Raw genomic sequence first — 26056 nt, 5'->3', positions numbered from 1 at the left:
CCCATGACCGCTGATCTGACTGCCTCGTTGCCTACCGTCAAGCTCGACATCATTTCCGACCCGATCTGCCCCTGGTGCTATATCGGCAAGACGCATCTGGACAAAGCCCTGGCCGAAATCCCCGATCACCCCTTTGTGATTGAATGGCACCCCTTTCAGCTGAACCCAGACATGCCCTCCGAGGGCATGGGACGCCGGGCCTATCTGGAAGGCAAGTTTGGTGGTAAAGAGGCCGCAGTCCGGGCCTATGCTCCGGTGGTCGAACACGCCGAAAAGGCAGGCCTAAACATTGATTTTGAAGGCATGCAGCGCACCCCGAACACGATTGATGCCCACCGTCTGATCCACTGGGCCGGGATCGAGGGCAAACAGGGTGCCATGGTCGATGCGCTGTTTGATGCCTATTTTGCTCAGGCCCGCGATATTGGCGATCACGAAGTACTGGTTGAGATCGCAGAAAAAGTCGGCATGGAAGCCGATGTCGTGCGTCAGCTTTTGTCTGGAGCCAATGACGCCGACGACATCCGCAACCGTGACGCCCATTCACGCAAGATGGGCGTATCTTCGGTTCCCACCTTTATCATTGCCAATCAGCATGCGGTTCCAGGTGCCCAGCAGCCTGAAATGTGGAAACAGATCATCGCAGATATCATGCAGCAAATTCAATCGCCTGAGGAGGATGCATGAGCCAACTCAGGCGCATGACAATCTTTGTTTCGCTGCTGGTTATCATCTCTGGCAGCACGGTGTTTTTTCGCATTGTCGAAGGTTGGAGCTGGCTGGATTCCTATTTTTTTACCATCGTGACCATCTCTACCGTTGGCTATGGAAATCTGGTGCCGATCACCGCGGCGGGCAAGCTGGCCACGACCTTTTTGATTTTTGGCGGTTTGGGCGTTTTTGCCCTCGCCATCCATGAATTTGCCAAGATCCAGCTGCTCAAACGGCAAGAGCACAACGAATGGCTTTTTGCCCGCCTTGGTCGCCATAAGGAGGGCGAAGAAGATGTGGTTGCCAATAAAGACGACCAACCCCATCGCCCGAGTCAGAGTGCACCCCATCAGGGTGGGCTGCCCTCTAGCCCGCAAGATCCATCCGGGCAAAAATAGCTATTGGATTTAAGGACCTCGCCGCGCCCGATGAGGGATTGAAGCCTTGACCTCCCGTTTCATCTCGTCGCCTCTGCCTAGGTCTGCGCCCTGGCCAAAGTAATTCACAAGACAACAATGCACATACCCTTGTGCATTTTGAGCCTTGGCCTCTGGCTGGCTCGCGTGATACCCGCCCTTATCGAGGCCCGGTCCGGATTCAATTTCAGGATCCCCGAAGTCTCTTATGAGGATCCCAATGACGACGAAACCCGCCCAAGCCATGTCCAAGGCCGAGTTCATTTCTCTGGTTGCGATGATGATGGCCACGATTGCTTTTTCTATTGACGCCATGCTGCCGGCTCTGCCGGAAATTGGCGCACAACTGAGCCCCGATGACATCAATCAGGCCCAGTTGATCCTGACCTCATTTGTCCTAGGCATGGGCATTGGTACCTTTTTTACCGGCCCGCTTTCGGATGCCTTTGGACGTAAGCCCGTGATCGTGGTCGGCGCGCTGGTCTATATCGTCTCGGCCGGGGTGGCCTGGGCTTCTTCCTCACTGGAACTTGTCCTTTTTGCCCGGCTGACCATGGGATTGGGCGCTGCCGGCCCACGGGTTGTTGCCCTGGCCATTGTGCGTGATTTGTATTCCGGGCGTGAGATGGCGCGGATGATGTCCATTGCCATGATGATCTTTACCCTGGTGCCCGCAATTGCACCGATGCTGGGGCAGTTTGTCATTCTCATCGCCGGCTGGCGGGGCATTTTTGCCGCGTTTGCTCTGTTTGCGATCATCATTTCCCTGTGGACCATGCTGCGCCTGCCCGAGCCACTGGCGATAGAAAACCGGCGCCCCTTTCGTGTTCCGCTGATGATTGCTGCGGTCAAGGAGATGGTGCAGCACCCAACCGTGCGCCTGTCGATTCTGGTGCAGACCCTCTGCCTGGCCATCCTGTTCACCATGATCACCATGGTTCAGCCGATCTATGACATCATTTTTGATCGCGCTGACAGTTTTCCCTTTTGGTTCAGCCTAGTGGCCCTGATGTCGGGCAGCGCCAGCGTGTTGAATGCCTCTGTTGTGGTGCGTATCGGCATGCGCCGCATTGTGACCTGGTCTCTGGCCGGGCAGATCGTCCTCTCGGCTGTCATGTTGACCCTCGAAAGCCTGCCACTCCCCGGCGCTGTGGCCTTTGGGCTGTTCGTCGCCTGGCAAACCAGCGTGTTCTTTATGGCAGGCACCACTCTGGGCAATCTCAATGCAATGGCGATGGAACCCATGGGCCATATCGCCGGCATGGCCGCTTCGGTCATTGGTGCGATTTCTACGGTCTGTGGTGCCATCATTGCAGCGCCTATCGGGCTGTTGTTTGATGGCACGCTGTTGCCAGTCACCCTGGGAATTCTGGTTATGTCCGGCCTTGGCTACCTGATCATGCTACACATCGCCCGGGTCGAGGCACGGCTTGTGCCCTAGCCACGGATCTTTTGGATCGGGGCGCATCACTGGTGCGCCCTACAAACTGAAACCTGACACGGCGCACTGTCTTGCCGCAGCGCCGCAAAACTCCTAACCTCTTTGAATATTTCAGCCAGATATTTGGAGAGGTTTTTATGGAATATCCGTATGATCTGGGCAGCTATTCAAGCCCAATCACCACCACATCCCCAGAGGCGCAGCTGTGGTTTGATCGCGGATTGATCTGGACCTATGGCTACAACCACCAAGAGGCCGTCGCTTGTTTCAAACAGGCGCTGTCCCATGATCCTGCCTGCGCCATGGCCCATTGGGGGCTGTCCTACGCCTCTGGCCCCAATTACAACATGCCCTGGGCGCTACACGATCAGCCCAGTCGCGCCGAAGCCCTCGCCATCGCCTATGATGCCAGCCAGGCGGCGCTGGAGCATTCAGCAGGCTGCACCACAGCCGAAACCCTGCTGATCAAGGCCCTTCGGGCGCGCTATCCACAGCGCGCGCTGGCCGATGACATGCATGCCTGGGATTATGACTTTGCCGATGCCATGCGCGCGGCCTTTGCCAGCTGTGACGACCATCTCGACCTGCGCACGGTTTATGCCGAAAGCCTGCTCAACCTCACCCCCTGGAAGATGTGGGATCTGAAATCCGGCGCCCCGGCCAAGGGGGCTGCGACGCTGGAGGCGCAGCAGGTACTCGAAGCCGCCATGGCCACCGCCCCAGGCGCCATGCAGCACCCCGGCCTGTTACATCTCTATGTGCATCTGATGGAGATGTCGCCCACACCGGAAAAGGCGCTCAAGGCTGCGGATGTATTGCGCCGCCTGGTGCCGGATGCCGGGCATCTGGTGCATATGCCCACTCATATTGATGTGCTGTGCGGCAACTATCATGACGTGGTGCTTTGGAACGAAGAAGCGATCAAGGCAGATCTGAAATACTACGCCCGCGAAGGCGCCTATAACATCTACACGGGCTACCGCCAGCACGACTATCACTTCGTCATCTATGGCGCTCTTTTCCTTGGACAAATGGAACCCGCCCTGCAGGCCAACGCCGGGTTATGGCAGACCACCCCCGAAGAGATGCTACGCATTGAGAGCCCACCGATGGCGGACTATTTTGAATCCTATATGGCGATGCACCCCCATATCCTGATCCGATTTGGCCGCTGGGAGGACTGCATCGCTCTGGAATTGCCGCAAGATCCAAAGCTTTACTGCACTCTCACGGCAACCACCCATTACGCCCGCGCCATCGGCTATGCAGCCACTGGCCGCGTGGCAGAGGCCGAAGCGGAAGAGCAGCACTTTCTCGCAGCCAAGGCCCGGGTGCCGGAAAGCCGCCTGATGCACAACAACCGGGTGGTGGATCTGTTAGAGATCGCCCGCGAAATGCTGCGCGGTGAGATTGAATATCGCAAGGAAAACTACGCCACGGCCTACGACCACCTGCGCCGCTCGGTCGCCTTGGACGACACTCTGCCCTATGATGAACCCTGGGGTTGGATGCAGCCCACCCGTCACGCGCTAGGGGCACTGCTATTGGAGCAGGGCCACGTGGCGGAGGCCGAAGCGGTTTACCGTGCCGATCTCGGGCTTGACGACACCCTGTCGCGCGCCTCTGTTCATCCGGATAATGTGTGGAGTCTCAAAGGCCTACACGACTGTCTGCAAGCGCGCGGCGAGACGATTGAGATCCATCACATCAAACAAAAGCTCGACCTTGCCCAGGCGCGCTCGGATGGGGTCTTTGCCTCCTGCGGCTGCGCCCAGGAGGCTATGCGCCCCTCAAACTGCTGCAGCGCGTAACGCCGCAGATTTCAGGGACGATGAGTAGCCAAGGCCCTATTTGGCCTTGGCTTTTTTCCGTTCGGCAATCAAACGCTCTGCCAGATCGCGAGCGATGGCAAAGGCACCTTTGATTTTGTCGCTGTCCTTCTTCCAGTCGCGGCGCACCACGATTTTGTTGTCCTTGACCTTGGCCAGACCATTTTGCCCCTGAATGAAGTCAACCAGCCCCTGCGGCGAGGCAAATTTGTCATTGTGGAACTGTAGTGTCGCGCCCTTGGGGCCTGCGTCCAGTTTGGAAATGCCTGCGCGTTTGCACATGGCCTTGATGCGAACAACCAGCATCAAGGTATTGACTTCTTTTGGCAATTTTCCAAATCGGTCAATCAGCTCAGCGGCAAAACCTTCCAGCTCCACCTTGGTGGTTAGGGAGGAAAGACGGCGATACAGCCCCAGGCGCACATCAAGGTCCGGCACATAGGCCTCTGGGATCAACACCGGCACGCCCAGGTTAATCTGCGGCGCCCATTGCTCATCCCCGTCGCTCAAGCCTTCCAGCTCACCGGAACGGATCTTGGCAATCGCCTCTTCCAGCATCGACTGGTACAGCTCATATCCGACGTCGCGCATCTGGCCGGATTGTTCTTCACCCAGCAGGTTGCCTGCGCCCCGAATATCAAGGTCTTGGCTGGCAAGGGTAAAGCCGGCGCCCAGAGTATCAAGCGAGCCCAGCACCCGCAGGCGCTTTTCTGCGGCCGGTGTCAGGCGTTGGCGTGGCTTGGTGGTGAGATAGGCATAGGCGCGGGTCTTGGAGCGGCCCACACGGCCCCGGATCTGATAGAGCTGCGACAGGCCAAACATATCGGCACGATGCACCACCATGGTATTGGCGGTTGGAATATCTAGACCGCTTTCAACAATCGTGGTCGCCAACAGTACGTCGTATTTGCCGTCGTAAAAGGCGTTCATCCGGTCATCCAGCTCACCCGGGGCCATCTGACCATGGGCCACCATATAGCTGAGTTCGGGCAATTGCTCTTTCAGGAAGGCCTCGATTTCGGGCAGATCCGAGATGCGGGGCACCACGTAAAAGCTTTGCCCACCGCGATAATGTTCGCGCAACAGCGCCTCGCGCAATGTAACCGCGTCAAATTCGCTGACATAGGTGCGGATCGCCAGACGGTCCACTGGTGGCGTACCGATGATCGACAAATCACGCACCCCGGTGAGGCTCAACTGTAGGGTGCGCGGGATTGGCGTCGCGGTCAGGGTCAGCACATGGATATCCGAGCGCAGCTGTTTCAGCCGTTCTTTGTGGCCAACACCAAAGTGCTGTTCCTCGTCGATGATCAACAGGCCGAGGTTGTTGAACCGGATGTTTTTGGCCAGCAAGGCATGGGTGCCGATGACGATATCAACCGTGCCCTTGGCCATGCCTTCGCGGGTTTTGGCCGCCTCTTTTGCCGTAACAAAGCGCGACAACTGTCTGACCTCCAATGGAAACCCCCGAAACCGTTCGGCAAAGGACGCAGCGTGCTGCCGCGCCAAAAGGGTGGTTGGCGCAATCACCGCCACCTGCACGCCCGACATGGCCGCCACAAAGGCTGCCCGCATGGCGACTTCGGTTTTGCCAAAGCCCACATCGCCACAGATCAACCGGTCCATCGGCTGGCCCGAGGTCAGGTCCGCCATTACATCCTCAATCGCACGCAGCTGATCGTCGGTTTCCTGATAGGGGAAGCGAGCCGAGAATTCCTCCCAGGCATGGGGTGGCGGATCCATTGCCGGGGCACGGCGCAGGGCCCGTTCGGCGGCAATGCGGATAAGCTTATCCGCCATCTCGCGGATGCGTTCCTTGAGCTTGGCCTTTTTCGCCTGCCAGGCGCCGCCGCCAAGACGATCCAGAAAGGCCTCGTCGTGGCCGTATTTGGACAGCAGTTCGATATTCTCTACCGGCAGGTAAAGCTTGGACTCCTCGGCATATTCCAGCAGCAGGCATTCATGGGCGGCCCCGGCGGCGCGCACCACCTCCATCCCCATGTAACGGCCAATGCCATGGTCCACATGCACCACCAGATCACCCGGGCTGAGCGACTGTGTTTCGGTTAGGAAATTCTCTGCCTTGCGGCGTTTCTTGGGCGCCCGGATCAACCGGTCCCCCAGCACATCCTGCTCTGAGATTACCGTCAAATCGTCGGTCTGAAACCCATGCTCCAGCGCCCAAACCGCCAGATGCAGCCCGGATTTTCCGATCCTTGTGCCATCCATCACCGGGATGACTTCTGCCAGACCTTCGTCCTCGATCAGCCCGGTCAGCCGTTCGCGCGCGCCCTCGGAATAGGAGGCAACAACAACCGGCCCCTCCTGCAGACGCGCCTTAATGTGGTCGGCCAATGCCCCAAAAAGGCTGACATTTTCCTGCTGCCGCTCGGGCGAGAAGTTGCGACCAATACGGCCACCAGCATCCACCACACCTGGCCCCGAGGCCTGCGCCAGAGGATGCAGCTGAATGCGCCGCAGGGGCGCCACGGCTTCCTCCCAGGCGGCATCATCCAGATAGAGCAGCCCCGGCGGAGTGGGTTTGTAAACCGTATCCATTCGCCCCTTCTGGCTCATGGCGATCTTGCGGGTCTCGTACTGGTCTTCGATGCTGTCCCAGCGCGCCAGACGCGCCGGGGTGACCTGATCGTCGATCGTGACCGTGGCCTTTGGCAGGTAGTCAAACAGCGTTTCCAGTTTATCGTGGAAGAATGGCAACCAATGCTCAATACCCTGATGTTTGCGCCCGGCGCTCACCGCTTCATACAGCGGATCATCGGTGCCGGCGGCGCCAAACTCGATCCGGTAATTCTGTCGGAACCGGGTGATGGCGGCCTCATCCAGGATCACTTCGGAAACCGGAGCCAGTTCGATCAGATCCAGGGTTTGGGTGGTGCGCTGACTGGCGGGATCAAACCGGCGGATACCGTCCAGAACATCGCCAAAGAAATCCAGCCGCACCGGGCCGCTGTCGCCCGGGGGGAAGATATCAATAATGCCGCCGCGAATGGCATAGTCCCCCGGTTCCATCACCGTGGGGCTTTGCACAAAACCCATACGCACCAGGAATTCACGCAGGGATTTTTCATCAACCCGCTGATCCACCCGCGCCGAAAAGGCCGCCTGGCGCAACACATCGCGCGTCGGCACCCGCTGGCTGGCGGCATTCAGCGTGGTCAACAGGATGAACTGTTTAGGCATCTGGTGCACCAGTGCCGCCAGGCAGGCCATCCGCGCCGCCGCCACATCCGCATTGGGTGAGACCCGATCATAGGGCAGACAGTCCCAACCGGGGAAGATCAGCACCGGCATTTCTGGCGCAAAAAACGCAAGCGCGGCCCGCATGGCCTCCATCCGTTTGTCATCGCGGGCGATATGCAAGACGGGTTGGCTGGATTTGGCCAGCTCATCCAGGATCAGCCGGGCGTCAAACCCTTCGGGGGCGCCGCCCATGGTAATCGCTCTTTGCGCCATATCGCGCCTCTCCTCTCAAACATCTGCTCTTGGACCTCATCCGAGGCAGGCTCGTTTCTTGGACTGCTGGGAGTGGACCACCTGCCCCATGTTATACGGCGTTATACGGCGCGCAGAAATGCCCACATCGCCGCGCAGTTAGCCACCTAGTGGACCGATATTCAGGTTTTGATACATGCCCCAAAGCGCGGTCACAAAGATAAAAATCATACCCAGAAGCTGTATCAAAAACCGGCAAGTTGTCATGGCTTTATAAAGGTCTTCGCCCTGTGCCTCATTTTGAAGAACTTTCTGTGCTGTCATCAGATTAATCAGAACGACCAGCGACAGCGGAAACACCAGCAAAAACACCGCCTGGGCGATCTCCATCCCCAGCACGAAGCCAAGGGTCGCCAAGGCAGACAGGAAAAAACAGGCAAGCCCGAGCAGCCAGACCCCGGCGGATCGCACCACGAACATCATACGGTTCACGTTGATACGCACCAGATCGTCCAGGTCCTGCACCGCTTGCCCACCGTATTTGCGGGCCCGATGCACCATGTCAAACGGTGCGCCCAGAATGCGATGGCTAAGGGTAGACCACATAACCGCTAAGGCAATCCAATACCACAGATTGGAAAAAGACCGCAGATCAATCATCTCGGACAGGGTTTCAAACAAGCTCAAAACGTCAATGCCTCTTATCACGCAGGATCACGCTGCCGCCCGAACTGACTCTTTTGCAGACAGAAGGCAATATCCCGCGGCTGCGAACCGGCTCTATATCCTCTGTCACATTGGGTTAAACAAGCCCCCGAGCACAGCCAGGCCGGCAGAGTGAGAAAAGCGCGGCGATTGTGCCACTTGCCTTGGGCCGGGCTTCCATGCGACCCAAAGGCAACCTGCAATAAAACAGATGAGTTCCAGATGAAGCCGACCGTCGCTCCCTTTCCCGCCGCCCGATTGCGCCGTACCCGGGTTACCCCTGCAATCAGAGGCTTGGTTCGACAGAACACCCTGACCACGGATGATCTGATCTGGCCGGTGTTTGTGCGCGATGGCGAAGGTATTGAGGAACCCGTGAGCTCGATGCCTGGCGTGCTGCGCCGCTCGGTCGACAAGATTGCCGAGGCCGCAGTGGAGGCACAGGCGCTGGGCATTCCGGCGATCTGTCTGTTTCCCTACACCGATGCCGCACTCAAGACAGAGGATTGCGCTGAGGCCTGGAGCCCGGACAATCTGTGCAATCGCGCTATCCGCGCCATCAAAGGGGTGGCGCCCGATATTGCGGTAATGACCGATGTGGCGCTCGACCCCTATAATATCAACGGCCATGATGGCTATGTGGTTGACGGTGAGATCCTCAATGATGAAACCGTTGAGGCCCTGGTCAAGATGAGCCTGGCCCAGGCAGAGGCCGGCGCGGATATCATCGGCCCCTCTGATATGATGGATGGCCGTATTGGCGCCATGCGCAGCGCCTTGGAAGCAGCCGGTCATCGCAATGTCTCGATCCTGTCCTATGCGGCAAAATACGCCTCGGGCTATTATGGCCCCTTCCGGGATGCGGTTGGCGCCTCAGGAGCGCTGCAGGGCGACAAAAAGACCTATCAGATGGATCCCGGCAACTCGGATGAGGCCCTGCGCCTGATCGAGCGCGACCTGCAGGAAGGCGCGGATATGGTGATGGTGAAGCCGGGAATTGCCTATCTGGACATCTGCTACCGGGTGAAATCCACCTTTGGCACACCAACCTTTGCCTATCAGGTCTCGGGTGAATACGCGATGATCCAGGCTGCGGCGCAAAATGGCTGGATCGACGGGGAAAAGGTCATGCTGGAAAGCCTGATGGCCTTTAAACGCGCCGGCTGTGATGGGATCCTCAGCTACTTTGCACCACAAACGGCCCGAATTCTTAACGGTTAGGAGCAGCAGGCCTCTGCCACCCCGCCAGTATGATCAACGGCATGATCAATGGCCTGCACATTGGCCTGCTCACCAGAAGGTGACTGCCATAGAGCGATATGCCGCCCATTTGCGGCTATGACCCTTGCGCAAGTGGTGACAGTTGGCGACAATGCACCTATACCTTATGGCAGAGCCGGAAAACCGGCCTATTGCAACGACACCCGCTCGGGCAGATTTGACCGGGGTGAGGATCTCTCACCCAGGATTGGCCGTTTCGAGCAGCAGGACAGGCAACTGGATATATGAGCAGCAAATCTTTTGACCGCATGTCACGTCGCGGATTCACCCTAAGCCTTTTGGCCGGAGCGGGCGTTACCGCCGCCTGCGGCAATGGCGTTGGCAGCAACAATGGGGCGACCATCGATGCCCGCGTCGATTCAACTCTGAATCAGATGTATAATCGCTACCCCAACACCCAGACCCTGGCGGCAAAATCCACCGGTATGCTGGTCATGCCGCTGGTGACAGAGGCAGGGTTTATTTTTGGCGGAGCCTATGGCCGCGGCGCCCTTCTGATCAATGGCGCCACCGTGGATTATTATTCGACCGTAAAAGGCAACGCGGGGCTGCAAATCGGCGCCCAGCAATATGCCCATGTTCTGTTCTTTATGACCCAGGATGCGCTGAGCGGGTTCCGTCGCTCGTCAGGCTGGGCCGCAGGCGCGGATCTTGAGTATGTTGTGCGCGATGACGGGAACTCCATCTCTGCCGATACAAACACGCTGACCTCGCCGGTTCTTGCGGCTGTCTTTGGTCAGGCCGGGCTGCGCATTGGCGCAACGCTGGAAGGCACAAAATACACCCGCATCATTCCCTAGGCGCCAATCCCGCCCTTTTCGGGCCGCCGATACGCCTAGACAGAAATACAAAAGGCCGTGCAAATCATTTTGCACGGCCTTTTTTTGGTAGTTAGCTCTTCGCCACCTGCCTGGCTGTCTGGCTGTGGCACCCTGCGAGCAGTTTTGCCCGAAAATGGATCAATCCAAGGCCCGCAGACGTTTAACCAAAGAAGATGTATCCCAACGGCCACCGCCGAGTTTTTGCACCTCTTTGTAGAATTGATCCACCAGGGCCGTGACCGGCAGGCTGGCTCCGGTTTCATTGGCCGCATCGAGACAGATCCCCAGATCCTTGCGCATCCAATCCACCGCAAAGCCATGTTCGAACTGGTCATCCAACATGGTTTCATAGCGGTTTGCCATCTGCCAGCTGCCAGCGGCACCCTGGCTGATCACCTCGACCACGGATCGGCCATCCAGACCGGCCTTTTCGGCAAAATGCAACGCTTCGCTCAGCCCCTGGACCAGGCCTGCAATGGCAATCTGGTTGCACATCTTGGTCATTTGGCCCGCGCCGCTGTCGCCAATGCGGCGGCAAATGCGGGCGTAGGCCCCGATCACCGGTTCTGCCCGTTCAAAGGCCGCAACATCGCCGCCGCACATCACCGACAAAACGCCATTTTCCGCGCCGGCCTGCCCGCCGGAAATCGGCGCATCCACAAACGAAATACCGCTCTCGCCTGCCGCTGCGTATAGCTCACGCGTGACCTTGGCCGAGACCGTCGTGTGATCAACAAACACGCTGCCTGCCGTCATCCCGGCAAAGGCGCCATCCGCCCCCAGACAGACCGCCCGCAGATCGTCATCATTGCCAACGCAGGACATGACAAATTCTGCCCCCTCTACGGCTTCACGGGGCGTGGCCGCAAAGCTGGCGTCATGGGCCTGCGCCCAGGCTTCGGCCTTTGCGGTTGTGCGGTTGTAAACGCTGACGTCATGGCCTGCGGATTTCAGATGACCCGCCATCGGGTAGCCCATAACCCCCAACCCCAAAAATGCGATTTTTGCCATTTGCTTTTCCCCTGTTCTGAACTGGCTTATGTTGGCGACACCCTAACACCGGCCCGGCTAGGTGCAATCGCAGGCACACCGCCAAAGCCATAAAAAATAGGAAACAGGCCCTTGATGGCACGTCTTTTTCGCTGGCTTTTGCGGCTGGCAGCAGCACTGATTCTGCTGATCCTGATCGCCAGCGGTCTGGCCTATTACCTCGCGGCCCAGTCTTTGCCCGAATACGACAAGCAGATCTCTCTGCCCGGTCTGTCTGCACCGGTGGAGATTATCCGCGACAACGCCAATGTTCCGCATATTTTTGGCAGCTTTGGCGCCAGTGACGAAGACGTTTATTTTGGCCTCGGATATGCCCATGCGCAGGACCGTTTATGGCAAATGGCGGTGCTGCGGCGCACCGCCCAGGGGCGGCTGTCCGAGATTTTTGGACGCCGCACCCTCGAGAGCGATTTGTTTGTGCGCCGCCTCGATATTTACGGGCTGTCCCAGCAGTCGGTCTCGGCCCAGTCAGCGGAGGCGCTGCAATCACTCAAAGCCTATTCTGCTGGGGTGAATGCGCGCATCCTGGAAATCAACGAAAACGCCCTGGGACGGGGGGCGCCCGAGATGTTCCTGTTCAACATGCCGATGGCCCCCTGGCAGCCAGCCGATAGCATCGCCGTGATGAAACTCATGGCGCTGCGCTCATCGCACCACCTGCAGGATGAGGTTTTGCGGGCGCGAACCTCCCTGGCGCTCGCCGATCCCGAACGCCTGCAGGACATTCTGCCCGACGCCCCCGGTAAGGGCATCACCACTCTGCCCGAATACGCCAGTCTTTTCCCGGGTCTGCCCCGCTATGCCAGCGCTGCCCCACTGCCCCCCAAGAGCAGCCTGTTTCCAGTCTCCCCGCGTGGCTTTGGCGGTGCCTCCAACGCCTGGGCCGCTGCCCCCAATCGCTCTGCCGCGGGGGGCAGCCTTTTGGCCAATGATCCACATCTGACGCTTTCGGCGCCTGGCAGCTGGTATTTGGCCCGCATGGAACTGGCAACTGGCGGTATAATCGGCGGCACCATTCCTGGCATTCCCGCCATCCTGACCGGGCGTTCAGAACAGCTCGGCTGGGGCATTACCGCATCTTTTCTGGATGATCAGGATCTGTTCATCGAAAAACTAAACCCGGACACCCCCGAGGAATACCTCACCCCGCAGGGTTATCAGACCTTTACCAAACGCCCCTCGATCATCAAAATCAAGGATGAACCACCAGTGACACTGACCCTGCGCTGGAGTGAAAACGGCCCCATTTTGCCGGGGTCGCTGTTTGGACTGTCGGCGATTACCCCGCCAGGGCATGTTGTCAGCCTGGGCTGGACCGCGCTGGATCCACACGACACATCCCTGACGGCAGCCATTGACCTGATGCGCAGCTCGAACGTCAGCCAAGCCATTGCTGCAGGCGAAGGCTTCATTGCCCCCTCACAGAACCTGGTATTGGCGGACAGAGCCACAATTGCCCAGAAAACCATCGGCGCCTTTCCGGCGCGCGATGCCCGCCATCATAGCAAGGGACGCCTGCCCAGCCAGGGTTGGCAGCGGGTGAACCGTTGGCTGGGGCGCGCGCCCTATGCCGCCAATCCTGAATTCACCAGCCCGCGCGGCGGCATACTGGGTAACACAAACAACAAAATTCTGCAGCGCCCCTTCCCCAGCCATGTCTCCTATAGCTGGGGCGATACCCAGCGGGTCAACCGCTGGCGCCGCTTGATGCAAAGCCGCGAAGTACACACCCGCGACAGCTTCATGGAGGCCCAGCTTGACACCGTGTCCTACACCGCGCGTTCCCTGCTGCCTTTGATCGGAGCAGACCTGTGGTTCACCGGCGGCGCCGCAGAGGATGGCAGCCGCGAAAAGCAGCGCCAGACCGCCCTGACGCTGTTGTCAGAATGGAACGGTGAGATGAATGAACATCTGCCCGAACCGCTGCTCTATGCCGCCTGGCTCCGCGCACTTCAGTCCCGCCTGATCGCCGATGATCTGGGACCGCTGGCGAGTGAGTTCAGCCAGGTGGATCCATTGTTCATCGAACGGGTCTACCGCAATGTAGAGGGGGCGGGCAGCTGGTGTGACGTACGCCAAAGCGCGCCGCAGGAAACCTGCACCGATATGGCCCGCTTGGCGCTGGATGACGCCCTGATCTGGATCGAGGAGCGCTATGGCCCTGCCCTTGAGTCCCTGCGCTGGGGGGATGCCCATCAGGCCACCCAGGATCACGAAACCCTGGGGGACGTTCCTGTCTTGCGGTTCTTTGTGAATATCCGTCAGTCAACCAGCGGCGGTGATAACACCCTGCAACGGGGGCTCACCTCTGGAAAAGGTCCCAACCCGTTCCAGAATATTCATGCTGCGGGCTACCGTGGGGTCTATGATTTTGCCGACCCGGACAGCTCTTTGTTCATTCTGGCCACGGGGCAGTCCGGGCATTTCCTATCCCGCAACTACGATGACATGGCCCAGCTGTGGCGACGCGGTGAATATGTGCCCATGTCGCTGGACGAAGATCTTGCCCGCGCTGCTGCGGTTGGTGTCACCAAAATCAACCCCAGGAACTGACCTGCCATGCAAAACCTCGCAACCCCTCTTATTGTGATGGGCATATTGTTCTTTGTCGGTTTGGCTGCCGACCGCATCGGGCGGAAACTGCGGCTGCCACGGGTGACGCTGTTGCTGGGCTTTGGCTTGGTGGTGGGTCAGGCCGGGTTTGACCTGTTGCCGGACGCGATTACTGATCTGTACCAGGTGGTGGCGATTGTCGCCCTCAGCGCTGTCGCCGTTCTGTTGGGCAGCTCGCTCTCGATCAATAACCTGCGGGGGCATGGGCGTATCGTGATCATCGTCTCGCTCTGCGTCGTGTTGGTGACCCAGGCGGTGGTGACCATTGGGCTCTGGGGCTTTGGTCTGCCGCTGGCCCTGGCTATGGTGCTGGGCGCCCTGGCCACCGCCACCGATCCTGCAGCCACCTATGATGTCATTGACCAGTCCGGCCAGGACAACTCCTTCACCAAAAGACTAAAGGGCATTGTCGCCATTGACGATGCCTGGGGGCTTTTGGCCTTTAGCCTGACAATGCTCGCACTGCGCCTGTTTGGCGACATCGCCGGAGCCGGAGAGGAATCGCCCCTGACCGCTGCCGCCTATGAGCTTGGCGGATCTATTGCTTTGGGGGTTGCCATCGGCTGGCCGGGTGCCTTTCTGATTGGTCGGTTTTCCGACGGCGAACCGCTCAGGATCGAAGCGCTGGGCCTGATTTTTCTCACCGCAGGTCTGTCGCTGTTACTGGGGCTGTCCTATCTTATTGCGGGCATGACCGTCGGCGCCGTGATCGTCAATCACGCCCGCCACCACAGCCGCGCCTTTGACGAAGTGCGCAGCTTTGAATGGCCTTTCTTGATTGTCTTCTTTGTGCTTGCTGGCGCGTCTTTGGATGCACGCGCCCTGATTTTGGCAGGGGGCGCTGGTTTTGGCTATGCGCTGTTTCGCATTTTGGGGCGTCTTCTTGGAGGCTGGGTCGGTGGCCTGGCAGCACAGGCCCCGGCACAAGAAAGCCGCCACTACGGCGCTGCCATGCTGCCGCAAGCGGGGGTAGCCATCGGGATGGCACTGGCGGCCTCGGAACAACTGCCCGCCTATGGCGATCTGATCACCGCACTGGCCATCGGCACAACTGCGGGGTTCGAGCTGATTGGCCCTGTGGTCACGGCCTATGTTTTGTCCCGGCAAGGCAATGCAAACAAATCTAACTGAGGCTGCAAAATGCAGACGAGCGCGGGAAGTCCCCCGCGCTCGGCCTGTCTCTGCCATTTCGCGCAGCTTTTACAGCGCGTTGAACTGGGCTTTTTGCTTATCCGTCCAGCGCACAGTCAGGGCAAAGCCCTCCTCGCTCTGTTCTTCGCTGATCACCACATCCTGCTGAAACAGCCAAGCCCGCTGTTTGCCCTGCGCAAAGGAGAGCGTGAACTCTTCAAGGTGGCGCACGCCTTCCAGCTTGAGAGCGACATCCTCCAGCAGGGCTTCGATGCCTTCGCCTGTGAGAGCGGAAATCGCATGGATACCCTCTTCGCGGGCAGCGCGCTGGCGGCGCGCTTCGGCGACGTCATCGGGCAATTGGTCCAGCTTGTTCCAGACTTCGATCTGGGCGCGGTTTTCATCAACCCCAAGCGTCGCCAGGATGGCGGCAACATCATTGGCTTGGTTTTGGCTGTCTTCATGGCTGATATCGCGCACATGCAGGATCACATCCGCCGCCAGCACTTCCTCCAGCGTCGCCCTGAATGCCGCCACCAATTCGGTGGGCAGGTCGGAGATAAAGCCAACGGTATCCGAAAGAATGATCTCGGGGCCATCCGGCATCTCAACCCGGCGCATGGTGGGGTCAAGGGTGGCAAAGAGCATGTCCTTGGCCATGACCTCGGCCCCGGTCAATCGGTTGAACAAAGTGGATTTGCCAGCATTGGTATAGCCCACCAGGGCCACGATCGGGAACGGGATCTTGGCCCTGGCTGCGCGATGCAGACTGCGGGTTTTTACCACCTTGGCCAATTGACGGCGCAGGTTGACCAGCTGGTCATCAATAGCACGCCTATCCGCCTCGATCTGGGTTTCGCCGGGTCCGCCGACAAATCCCAAACCACCACGCTGACGTTCCAGGTGGGTCCAGGCCCGCACCAGACGGGTCCGCTGATAGCTCAGCGCCGCCATTTCCACCTGCAACACGCCTTCACGGGTCCGCGCACGATCCGAGAAGATTTCGAGAATCAGACCGGTGCGATCAAGGATTTTGACCTTCCAGGCCTTTTCCAGATTGCGTTGCTGCACTGGCGACACCGGCCCATCAATCAGGACCAGATCAACCTCGTTGCTGTGCAACAGAGCTTGTAGCTCTTCGATTTTTCCTGAGCCAAACAACATCCCCGCGTGGGCCTTTGGCAGGCGCACGACGGTGGCGCCAACCACGTCAAGATCAGGCAGCGCCTCGGCCAAGGCAACACCTTCCGCCAAAGCGGGTTCAGCAGGGCGACGCCCCTGATCAGATTTAATATCCGGATGTAACACCCAGGCGCGGGTGCGGATCCTATCGTGCTCCATCAAGAGGCGTCTTCACCCTCGTACAGGCTGATCGGCTGTGCCGGCATGATGGTAGAAATCGCATGTTTATAGACCAGTTGGGACTGGCCATCGCGACGCAGCAGCACACAGAAATTGTCAAACCAGGTAATTACCCCCTGCAGTTTGACCCCGTTAATCAGGAAAATCGTCACTGGAACCTTGGTTTTGCGAACGTGATTGAGGAATGCGTCCTGCAAATTCTGTCTGTCCGAAGCCATAATAATATCTCTCGCCTTTGTTCTTGCGGCACGCTGCGGACCAGCGCCCCATATTATGTACGACTATGGACGCAGATTTTAACAGTTTCCAGCCGAAAAACACTCAATATACCGAGAGCCGGGTCCTGATTGCCTAGCTGCGCCAGAAATTTGGAGACAAAAGCGCGATAATCGCCAAGGTCTCCAGCCGCCCCAGCACCATGGCAAAGCACAGGATAAACTTGGCTGCGGGGGCCAGGCTGGTCAGCACAATTGGCTCATTGCCAGCAATTTCGGTCAGCGGCCCAGTTGTTGACAGAGTTGCGATGGCCAGGATCAGGGAGTGTTCAAAATCGCTGCCGACGGCCGACAGCGCAATCGAGACCAGCGCCAAAGACAGGGCAAAAAGCATGAAAAATATCCATGCCACAAAGGCCCCATTTCTTTGGATCCGCTTGTTGCCACTGCCCTCGCCGCTGACCGAGGAGGGATGAACCAGGCGCTCCATCTCGCGCATGCCATTGAGGTAAAGCGCATAGACCCGCAGCAGTTTCACCCCGCCGGCCGTGGTCGCCACGCCGCCGCCAATCACCGACAGCCCCAGCAGGATCATGCCCGGCGTTTGCAGCCCGGACCATTCCCGCGAGGTTTGCCAATCGGCACTTTCAAAGCCCGTGGTCGACAAAAAGGACATCACGGTAAAAAGCCCGCCCCAGAAAGATCTGAGCGCCTGAACCGGTTCCCCATGGGCACCCACCTCAAAGGTATTGAACCAATGCCACAGGATCAGCAAAAGCGGCATGCCGACGACAATCAACAGCCCGGTTCTGAATTCGGGGTCCTTGTCCAACCGTCCAGACCCAACCGTGACAGTGTCATCAGAAAAGGTCAGGCGGGAGAGGGCAAAGAACATAAACAGGAACATAACCATTTCGCCGCCAATGCCACTGGCGCCATTTTCGACGCCGCCAACAGCAGAAATACCGGAAGTGGCCAGCACAGACATCGCATGGCTCAACCCAACCAGCGGGGTCTCGCCGGTAACCATCAACAAGATCCACAACACGATCGTAAGTCCGGCATAGACCGGGCCCAGCGTACGGGCAATTTCGATCAGGCGTCTTTTGGGATCTGCGTCCTGGATCTGCGAGGGCGTCGCGCTGCCGCCGCCAGGCTCGCCGCGGGCTGTGACCTCAAAACCGCCCAGCGACAGGGGCGCCAGAACGGCGGAGGCCGAGATCCACATCAACAAGCCCCCCAGCCAGGCCACAATGGCCCGCCACAGGTGCACGCTTGCGGGCAGCCTGCCCGGATCTGCATAGATATCAGCCCCAGTGGTGGTCACCGCGCTAACCATGTCAAAATAAGCGTTCAGAAAACTGGTGTTGCGCAGGGATTCCTGAACAGGAATCGCAAGAAACAGAGGCAGGATGACAAAGGTCGCCAGCAGCGACAGCAACTGTCCCGGCATCCCGTAGCGCGGCACCCGATTGCCCAAAGACAGTCCCGCCAAGGCGACAAAGAACAGCCCCAGGATGCCTGTGTAGAAAAAAGCACGAGAGGTCTCATGATCATTAAGCGCCAGCGCATGGGCTGCGGGGATCCACATGGCGGCAGAGGCGATGCTCCAGATCAACAGAAACAGCGGCAATCGCAAAAACCGGTTGGGTGTCTTGTTGCGGCGCCCCATCCTAGAAGTAGTCGATGGAGACCTGCATCAGACGCTCCACTTCGGGCACATCATCCGCCATGGCAAAGAGAGCGATCACATCGCCGGTTTCGATCTTCAGCCCGCCAGTCGGGCGCAGCACCTCGCCGCCTTTGCGCACGGCGCCCACCAAAACACCCTCGGGAAAATCAATTTCGCGAATGGCCTTGCCGGCCATGGGCGAGGTGCCCATCACCTCTGCCTCGATGACTTCGGCCTCCGCATCCCCAATGCTATAGACCTGACGCACCCGGCCGTAGCGAATATGGCGCAGGATCGAGCTCACCGTGGTGGCGCGCGGATTGATGAAAGCATCAATGCCCAGTGGTGTGAGCAGCGGTAACAGCGTGGGGTCGTTGATCAGCGCAATCACAAAAGGACAGCCCTCGGCCTTGGCCCGCACTGCGGCCAGCATATTGGTCTTGTCATCGTCGGTGACGGCCAGCATGGCATCCGCACGGTCAATGCCCGCCTCGATCATCAATGAGCGGTCCAAACCATCGCCGTTCAGCACGATCGTCCGCTCCAGTGCCTCGGCGGCATGTTCGGCACATTTGCGGCTTTTCTCGATCATTTTGGCGCGAATGCGGCTGGTGCCACTTTCCAGTGCCTTGGCCACCTCAAGGCCCACATTGCCGCCGCCAACAATCACCACCCGATCCTGGCGTTTCTCAACCTTGCCAAAGACTTCGATGGTACGGTCAACATCTTCTGCATGGGAAAACACATAGCAGCTATCGCCAACAAACAGCTGATCCCCCGGCTCCGGCGCAAACAGCGTGCCGTCGCGGCGCACACCAACAACGATGGCCCGCAGGGTCGAGAACAGATCGGAGAGCTGGCGCAGCGGCGTATTCACCACCGGGCAGTCTTCGTCGATCTGAATGCCAAGCAGCTGCGCGCCGCCCTCCATAAAAATCTCGGTATCAAAGGCCGCCGGAGCCTGAAGCCGCTGCATCGCCGCAGCGGCCACTTCCCGTTCCGGGCTGATCACCACATCAATCGGCAGATGTTCGCGGCGATACAGATCCGAATAGATCGCGGTCAGATAGCTGCGCGCCCGCAGCCGCGCTATTTTGCGCTGGATAGAAAACACCGAATGGGCCACCTGGCAGGTGACCATATTGACCTCATCGGAATGGGTGGCCGCGATAATCATGTCAGCGTCCCGGGCCCCTGCCCGGTCCAACACATCCGGGTAAGAGGCAAAGCCAGCCACACCCTGCACATCCAGCGTATCAGTGGCCCGGCGCACCAGCTCCGGGTTATTGTCGACAACGGTGACATCGTTTTGTTCCGCAGAGAGGTGGCGGGCAATCTGCCAACCAACCTGACCTGCGCCACAGATAATAACTTTCATGCCACTGTCCCTTGGGCGCCATTTCGCCAGTTTTGAATGCCAGAAGCCATCGGGGGGGTCAAATCAATTGTAACTTCTGCTCAGATACGGCAGTTTTACTCCATGTCCAATATTCGTCTAGCCAGTGCATTTTCTGTTGTCTTGCTTGGAGTTGCCGCCTGCGGCCCGCTGCCGGTGTATTATAACGCAGGCAGCGATCAGACCCGAACCAACAGCGATACGCTGACTTGCAACGTCACGGCCCTGAAAGATGCACCTGTGGCCAATCAGATCCGCCAACGCCCACCAGTCTATTATCCGGGGCGGCAGTATTGCAACGCAAACGGCTGTTGGACTGGCCCCGGCTACTGGGTCGATGGCGGCACCTATACTGTGGATGTGAACCAAGGCCTGCGCAGCCAGCTCGTACAACGCTGCATGGCTCAAAAAGGCTATCAGCGCCTGGAATTGCCACGCTGCACAAAAGAACAAATCACCCAGCTGCAATCCGTGCCAAGCGGCAGTCATCCCACCGAAGGCCTGTCGACAGAGGCCTGCGCGGTACAGCAAAGCACCGGCATCACCGTTATTTTGCCGCCACTTTAAGCCCCAGCGCCGGATCGCAAGGCACATTTAACATAAGAACGGCGCGTCCGCCCGGTGGGACTAGGGCGCTTTTCGGGGGGCAAAGGGCAGAACCGTTGCCCAGTTTGTTTCGGCCTCACCCGTCTTGACCTGACCCTTTTCGATCAGGCCAGTCCAGGTCAAGGCAGTCCAGGTCAAGGCAGGCCGGCACAGCAGCATCCGGGCACCAGCCGCCAACGGCAAGGGGGCTGAGGCCTTAGACCATGTCCTCTTCTTTTTCGACATGGGCGATGCGCGCGCCGGTCTTGTTGGAGGTGACAACCCCCAGGGATTTCAGCTTGCGGTGCAAAGCAGACCGTTCCATCCCAACAAAGGAGGCGGTGCGGCTGATATTACCGCCAAAGCGGTTGATCTGGGTCAGCAGGTATTCCCGCTCAAAGGCCTCGCGGGCTTCGCGCAGTGGCAGGGTTGCCAGGGCGCCGGACAAAACCACCCGCCCCTCTTCCACCACTTTTTCCTCTTCGCGCGGCAGATCCTTTGCCTCAATTGGTCCGGTGCCGTCGCCAAGGATCAGCACCCGCTCCACCATGTTTTTCAACTGGCGCACGTTGCCGGGCCAGGTCATGGTCTGCATCAGCGCCACCGCTTCATCCGCCAGGGCGCGCAGCGGCAACCCCTGGCTTTCATTGAATTGAGCGATAAAATACTCCGCCAGCTGCGGGATATCCTCGCGCCGATCCGCCAGGGACGGCACATTGATCGGCACCACGTTCAAGCGGTGATACAGCTCCTGGCGAAACCGGTCCGCATTGATTTCCGCCTCGAGGTCCTTGTTGGTGGAGGAGATGACGCGCAGATCAACCCGCACCTTGTCATTGCCTCCAACCCGTTGGAATTGTTGATCCACCAAAACGCGCAGGATCTTTGACTGCGTGCCCAGCGGCATATCCGCCACCTCATCAAAGAAGATCACGCCGCCATGGGCCTGCTCCAGCAGCCCGGGCTCAACCCCCCGTTCCGAGGTTTCGCGGCCAAACAGCACTTCTTCCATCCGGTCAGGCTCAATCCCCGCACAGCTCACCGTGACAAAGGGCGCAGAGGCGCGCGCTGAATTCATGTGAATATAGCGCGCGGCGATCTCTTTGCCGCTGCCTGCCGGCCCGCTGAGCATGACCCGGCCATTGGATTTGGTGACCTTGTCCAGCTGGCCAACCAGCGCACGGAAAGACGCCGAGGAACCGACCATTTCAGACCCGCCGGTTTCCTTGCGCCGCAGATCGGTGTTTTCCCGGCGCAGCTGCGAAGCCTCCATCGCACGGCGGATGACCACCATCAGCTGATCAATATTGAAGGGCTTTTCAATAAAGTCATAGGCGCCCTGTTTGATCGCCGCCACGGCGATTTCGATATTGCCATGGCCTGAAATAATCACCACCGGGACTTCGGGATTGTCGCGTTTCACCGTTTTGAGAATGTCGATGCCATCCATCTGACTGTCCTTGAGCCAGATATCAAGGATCAACAACGCGGGCAGCTCTTGGTTGAGCTCCACCATACAGTCCTCGGAGTTGCCAGCCTTGCGGGTTGCATATCCTTCATCCTCCAGGATGTCGGAAATCAACTCGCGAATGTCACGTTCATCATCAACAATCAAAATGTCACTCATGTCAGACCTGCTTTCACTGTATTCCGGTTCACCTGCTCCGCGCTGGCAGCTGCGGGCAGACGTATCACTGCCATGGCACCAGCATGCTGGTGCCCTTCAAAAATCGGCGCATCCTCTAGCGAGAGCGCACCGCCATGTTCCTCGATAATCTTTTTCACAATCGGAAGCCCCAGCCCGGTGCCCTCGTTGCGGGTGGTCACATAGGGTTCAAACAACCGTGCACGATCCTCAGGCAGACCAATGCCATTGTCGGCAATGGTGAGTTCATAGCCCCCGATTGGCGCCACATGAAGCGCGATGTGGATCTGTGGCTTCACCTGGGTATCGGGTTTCTTTTTGCGAAGCGTCTCAATCGCCTCACCAGCGTTCTTGATCAGATTGGTCAGGGCCTGGCCAATCATGGTGGAATCCAGATCCGCCCAAAGCGGCTGATCTGGAAGCTGCGCCGAGATGGAGACATCCGGCTGACCGGTCTGTTGCAGGGTCACGGCATCGCGGACCAGGCTCACCAGATCTTCTTCGCGGCGTTCTGGTTCCGGCATCCGGGCAAATTTGGAAAACTCATTAACGATGCGACGCAAATCATTGGTTTGGCGCACAATCACATCGGTCATGGACTGCAACTTGTCACTGTTCTCCTCGCCCAGCATCGGGGCAAACTTCCGCTTGATCCGCTCAGCGCTGAGCTGAATCGGCGTCAGCGGGTTCTTGATCTCATGGGCGATCCGTCGGGCCACATCGCCCCAGGCCGCCATCCGTTGCGCACTGACCAGATCGGTCACGTCATCAAATGCCAACACATAGCCTTCGAGCTTGCCATCATCGCCGCGCCGCCGTGACATCCGCACCAGCAGGTTTTCCAACTGCCCCTGACGGGTCACTTTGATTTCGCCTTGCTCTGCCTCTCCGCCGCTGGCGACCAAGGTTTGAAAGAGCGGGCCAAATTCCGGAATCGCCACTGACAGCGCCAGGGATTGCTGATCCTCGTGCCAATCCAGCAGCCGCTCAGCAGAGCGGTTCACAAAGGTGATCTTGCCCTCATGGTCCAGGCCAACAACCCCAGAGGTAACCGAAGACAGCACCGAGTCAAACAACCGTCGCCGCCGCTCGATCTGATTGGTGTTTTCCAACAGGGTCGCGCGCTGCGCCCGCAGCTCGTGGGTCATTTGGTTGAAATAATGCCCCAGCTGAGAAATCTCGTCGCCACCATCTTCTTCGGGAACCCGCACATTCAAGTCGCCACCGCCAACCCGCTGGGCCGCAACCGTCAACCGCCCAACAGGGCGTGACAGCCGTTCAGCAAACCAAATTCCCAGCCACATGGCCGCCAGGATCAGGATCAGCGCAAAGCCGATATACATAAGGCCAAATTCAAACAGAACCCGACCACGTTCTTTCTCAAGCTGCTGATACAGCAACGCGGTTTCTTTGGTTTCGTCCAGCAGGTTCAACAGCGCACCGTCAACGTCGCGGCTAATGTACAAAAACCGGTCAACAAAGGCATTGAGCCGCACCAGGGCGCGAAACTCATTGTTGTCCCAATCCTGGATAATACTCAGCCCCTCAGAGCTGGCCCTGGCAATATCCTCGCTGCTGGGGCGCTCAAAATCAAACTCATAGGAGCGCTCGCCCCGCGCACGAATACGCCCAGTGCCATCAATGACATAGGCCTCGCGGAGCCCGCGCTGGATCTGCAATTGTCCCTGGGTCAGAACCTGGCGTAGCTCCGCATCATTGATATAGTAGCTGCGGCTGCGGCTTTGATCGAGAAACCGCGCCAGAGCCTCGCCATCGGCGGTGATATCGCGCCGCTGTTCTTCCTGGTAGGCCTCTGCGGCGGAGAGTGAGCTGCCAATCACCTGGCGCACCCGTTGCGAAAACCACCCCTCCAGCCCGACATTCACCGTCAGCACTGCAAACACCGCAACGATCACGGTCGGCCCTAGCGCCAGGAAGCCAAAGGCGCCAATCAGACGCAAATGCAGGCGGGATCCCGCCGACTTGGAGCGCCGCGCCGCAAACAACCGCGCAATCTGGGTCAGAACCAGGACGGCGATCGCCATGACATAGACCATATCCGCCAGCAGAATCAGACGCAGCGGCTTGGACGAGGCACCATGACCCAGTGGGCCAAAAATCAGAAAGGTCAGCAGCGCCAGAAGCGGGCCAAGCACCACCAATCCGAGGGTACCGATATTGCGGGCCTGACGCGTTTTGCGCCAATGGTCCATGGCCATAAATGGGCCTTGCCCAATCCGGAATTGTGACTTTTGAGCCACGCGATACCCTCATTCTGATGTATGACCACACCGGCCAACCGCCATATATCGCGGTAGCTACCAGTATAAAGCAGCAGCTACCACAGCTATGTGGCGATATTACATCAGTTTGCGCCGACGTGTCACCTCAATATCCAAATCAGTGATTTTCTTTCGCAACGTATTGCGGTTGATGCCCAAAAGCTCAGCGCATTTTGCCTGATTTCCCCCAGTGGCGGTGAGCGCAATTTCGATCAACGGCGCCTCTACCTCCCGCAGGATTCGTGCATAGAGCCCGGGAGGCGGCAAGATATCCCCATGCAGATCAAAATAGCGCTGCAGATGGCGGGCAACCGAATCTGCAAGCTTTTCGTTGACGGTTCCACCGATGATCGGCCCTGCCTCAGTTTGCGGACCCAAAGCCGCCGCAACCTCTGACCGAGAGATCTCCTCGCTGCGCGCCGTCAAAGCCAGCCGCCGCACCAGGTTTTCCAGCTGGCGGACGTTGCCGGGCCAGGCGCAATGGCGCATCATCTCGCTGGCTTCCTCGCTGAACCGCCGGTGCTGCGCCCCGTCATTTTCCGCCTTGATCAAGAAATGCGCTGACAACAACGCGATGTCCTCGACCCTTTCGCGCAGACTGGGCACCCGCAACTCGGTCCCCGAAATCCGATAATACAAATCCTGGCGCAGCTCACCGGATTCCATCGCAGCGGCCGGATCTTTTTGGCTGGTCGCCATGATGCGCGGCGCATGACTGCCCGGAGAATCCATCATCCGCACCAGCCGCGCCTGTGCCTCATCCGGCAGGTCAACCAGCTCATCAATCAACAGGGTGCCGCCCTTGACCTCGGCCAACAGCCGGGCTGGCCCCTCCAGCGCCATCAGATCGCTTTCAGAAGCGGTAACAAATGGCAAGGTTCTGCGATCTGAAAAATCATGCACAGCGCGGGCAATCAACGATTTTCCGGTGCCGCTTTCGCCTGTGATCATCAGCGGCATATCCGTGTTCATCACCCGCGCGATCAGCCGGTACAGGGCCTGCATGACCTCGGTACGCCCCACCAAGGGCAGATCTTCGGGGCGATCCTGTTCAACAGCGACGCTGCTGCTGGGAGATTTTTGCGTTTCCGCCAGCGCTTTGGCGGTGCGTTTCATCAGTTCCGGCAGATCAAAGGGCTTGGGCAGGTAGTCATAGGCCTCTGCCTCGGCAGCCTTGATTGCGGTCATGATGGTATTTTGCGCCGAGATCACAATGACCGGCAGACCCGGGCGGTCCTGCGCGATCTTTGGCAGCATTTCCAAACCGTTGCCATCGGGCATGACCACGTCTGAAATCACCACATCGCCTTTCCCTTCGGCGACCCAGCGCATCAGGGTGGTCAGCGAAGAGGTGGCATGCACCCGGCAGCCAGCCCGGGTCAGCGCCTGCGTCAGCACGGTACGAATAGTGCGGTCGTCATCTGCAACAAGAACGGTGCCGTCCATGG

General features: G+C 58.8%; 19 protein-coding genes. 9 read left to right on the top strand and 10 right to left on the bottom strand.

Annotation, left to right across the window (positions count from 1 at the left end; translation table 11 throughout):
- Positions 1-3 precede the first annotated feature (3 nt).
- The 4 genes from N1037_11480 (at position 4) to N1037_11465 (ending at position 4379) form a co-directional block, all read left to right on the top strand.
- The gene (locus N1037_11480) at positions 4-687 is read left to right on the top strand and encodes a DsbA family oxidoreductase (GenBank protein UWS77913.1); all 684 of its coding nucleotides are present in this window, start codon (positions 4-6) and stop codon (positions 685-687) included.
- Positions 684-1109: a potassium channel family protein gene (locus N1037_11475; GenBank protein UWS77912.1), complete on the top strand. Its 426-nt coding sequence runs from the start codon at positions 684-686 to the stop codon at positions 1107-1109. Before N1037_11480 ends, N1037_11475 begins: the two co-directional genes overlap by 4 nt.
- Positions 1110-1347: 238 nt before the next feature.
- Positions 1348-2568, top strand: coding sequence for a multidrug effflux MFS transporter (locus N1037_11470; protein UWS77911.1), 1221 nt, complete (start codon positions 1348-1350; stop codon positions 2566-2568).
- A gap of 137 nt (positions 2569-2705) precedes the next feature.
- Positions 2706-4379, top strand: coding sequence for a hypothetical protein (locus N1037_11465; GenBank protein ID UWS77910.1), 1674 nt, complete (start codon positions 2706-2708; stop codon positions 4377-4379).
- 36 nt (positions 4380-4415) lie between these two features.
- On the opposite strand, the gene mfd is transcribed toward N1037_11465, so the two are convergent.
- Together mfd and N1037_11455 are read right to left on the bottom strand one after the other, a co-directional pair.
- Positions 4416-7871, bottom strand: a complete 3456-nt coding sequence (mfd, locus tag N1037_11460; protein UWS77909.1) for a transcription-repair coupling factor — start codon at positions 7869-7871, stop codon at positions 4416-4418.
- Positions 7872-8009: 138 nt separating this feature from the next.
- Positions 8010-8537 (bottom strand): component of SufBCD complex, encoded by a 528-nt coding sequence (locus tag N1037_11455; GenBank protein ID UWS77908.1) that lies wholly within the window; start codon positions 8535-8537, stop codon positions 8010-8012.
- Between the two features lie 240 nt (positions 8538-8777).
- On the opposite strand from N1037_11455, the gene hemB reads away from it, so the two are divergent.
- Together hemB and N1037_11445 are read left to right on the top strand one after the other, a co-directional pair.
- Complete coding sequence (hemB, locus tag N1037_11450; protein ID UWS77907.1) at positions 8778-9776, top strand: porphobilinogen synthase; 999 nt, start codon at positions 8778-8780, stop codon at positions 9774-9776.
- Between the two features lie 284 nt (positions 9777-10060).
- Positions 10061-10636, top strand: a complete 576-nt coding sequence (locus tag N1037_11445; protein ID UWS77906.1) for a YSC84-related protein — start codon at positions 10061-10063, stop codon at positions 10634-10636.
- 159 nt (positions 10637-10795) lie between these two features.
- Here the strand turns inward: N1037_11445 and N1037_11440 are convergent, their stop codons facing one another.
- Entirely contained in the window at positions 10796-11668 is an 873-nt protein-coding gene (locus N1037_11440) for an NAD(P)-dependent oxidoreductase (GenBank protein UWS77905.1), read from the bottom strand.
- 114 nt (positions 11669-11782) lie between these two features.
- Here N1037_11440 and N1037_11435 point away from each other — a divergent pair, with 114 nt between their 5' ends.
- Complete coding sequence (locus N1037_11435; GenBank protein UWS77904.1) at positions 11783-14260, top strand: penicillin acylase family protein; 2478 nt, start codon at positions 11783-11785, stop codon at positions 14258-14260.
- Between the two features lie 6 nt (positions 14261-14266).
- Positions 14267-15451 carry a cation:proton antiporter gene (locus tag N1037_11430; GenBank protein ID UWS77903.1) on the top strand — a complete coding sequence of 395 codons (1185 nt, stop codon included), beginning with the start codon at positions 14267-14269 and terminating at the stop codon, positions 15449-15451.
- A gap of 69 nt (positions 15452-15520) precedes the next feature.
- Here N1037_11430 and hflX read toward each other — a convergent pair whose 3' ends face one another.
- From hflX to trkA, 4 genes are all read right to left on the bottom strand, one after another.
- Positions 15521-16792 carry a GTPase HflX gene (hflX, locus tag N1037_11425; protein UWS77902.1) on the bottom strand — a complete coding sequence of 424 codons (1272 nt, stop codon included), beginning with the start codon at positions 16790-16792 and terminating at the stop codon, positions 15521-15523.
- The gene (hfq, locus tag N1037_11420) at positions 16792-17031 is read right to left on the bottom strand and encodes an RNA chaperone Hfq (GenBank protein UWS77901.1); all 240 of its coding nucleotides are present in this window, start codon (positions 17029-17031) and stop codon (positions 16792-16794) included. Before hfq ends, hflX begins: the two co-directional genes overlap by 1 nt.
- Positions 17032-17164: 133 nt before the next feature.
- Positions 17165-18700: a TrkH family potassium uptake protein gene (locus N1037_11415; protein ID UWS77900.1), complete on the bottom strand. Its 1536-nt coding sequence runs from the start codon at positions 18698-18700 to the stop codon at positions 17165-17167.
- A gap of 1 nt (position 18701) precedes the next feature.
- Positions 18702-20078 carry a Trk system potassium transporter TrkA gene (gene trkA / locus N1037_11410; GenBank protein UWS77899.1) on the bottom strand — a complete coding sequence of 459 codons (1377 nt, stop codon included), beginning with the start codon at positions 20076-20078 and terminating at the stop codon, positions 18702-18704.
- A 102-nt stretch (positions 20079-20180) separates the two neighbouring features.
- Between trkA and N1037_11405 the strand changes: the two genes are divergently transcribed.
- Positions 20181-20663, top strand: coding sequence for a hypothetical protein (locus N1037_11405; GenBank protein ID UWS77898.1), 483 nt, complete (start codon positions 20181-20183; stop codon positions 20661-20663).
- A 235-nt stretch (positions 20664-20898) separates the two neighbouring features.
- Here N1037_11405 and N1037_11400 read toward each other — a convergent pair whose 3' ends face one another.
- The 3 genes from N1037_11400 to N1037_11390 all read right to left on the bottom strand — a co-directional run bounded on the left by N1037_11400 (position 20899) and on the right by N1037_11390 (position 26054).
- Positions 20899-22308, bottom strand: a complete 1410-nt coding sequence (locus N1037_11400) for a sigma-54 dependent transcriptional regulator (protein UWS77897.1) — start codon at positions 22306-22308, stop codon at positions 20899-20901.
- Positions 22305-24545 carry a PAS domain-containing sensor histidine kinase gene (locus N1037_11395; GenBank protein ID UWS77896.1) on the bottom strand — a complete coding sequence of 747 codons (2241 nt, stop codon included), beginning with the start codon at positions 24543-24545 and terminating at the stop codon, positions 22305-22307. The genes N1037_11400 and N1037_11395 overlap by 4 nt, the downstream gene beginning before the upstream one ends.
- 141 nt (positions 24546-24686) lie before the next feature.
- Positions 24687-26054: a sigma-54 dependent transcriptional regulator gene (locus tag N1037_11390; protein ID UWS77895.1), complete on the bottom strand. Its 1368-nt coding sequence runs from the start codon at positions 26052-26054 to the stop codon at positions 24687-24689.
- Between the last annotated feature and the right edge of the window lie 2 nt (positions 26055-26056).

The organism is Phaeobacter sp. G2 (assembly GCA_025163595.1).
In the GTDB taxonomy this organism is placed as follows: Bacteria; Pseudomonadota; Alphaproteobacteria; order Rhodobacterales; family Rhodobacteraceae; genus Pseudophaeobacter.
This window is presented reverse-complemented; position numbering and strand designations above follow the sequence as displayed.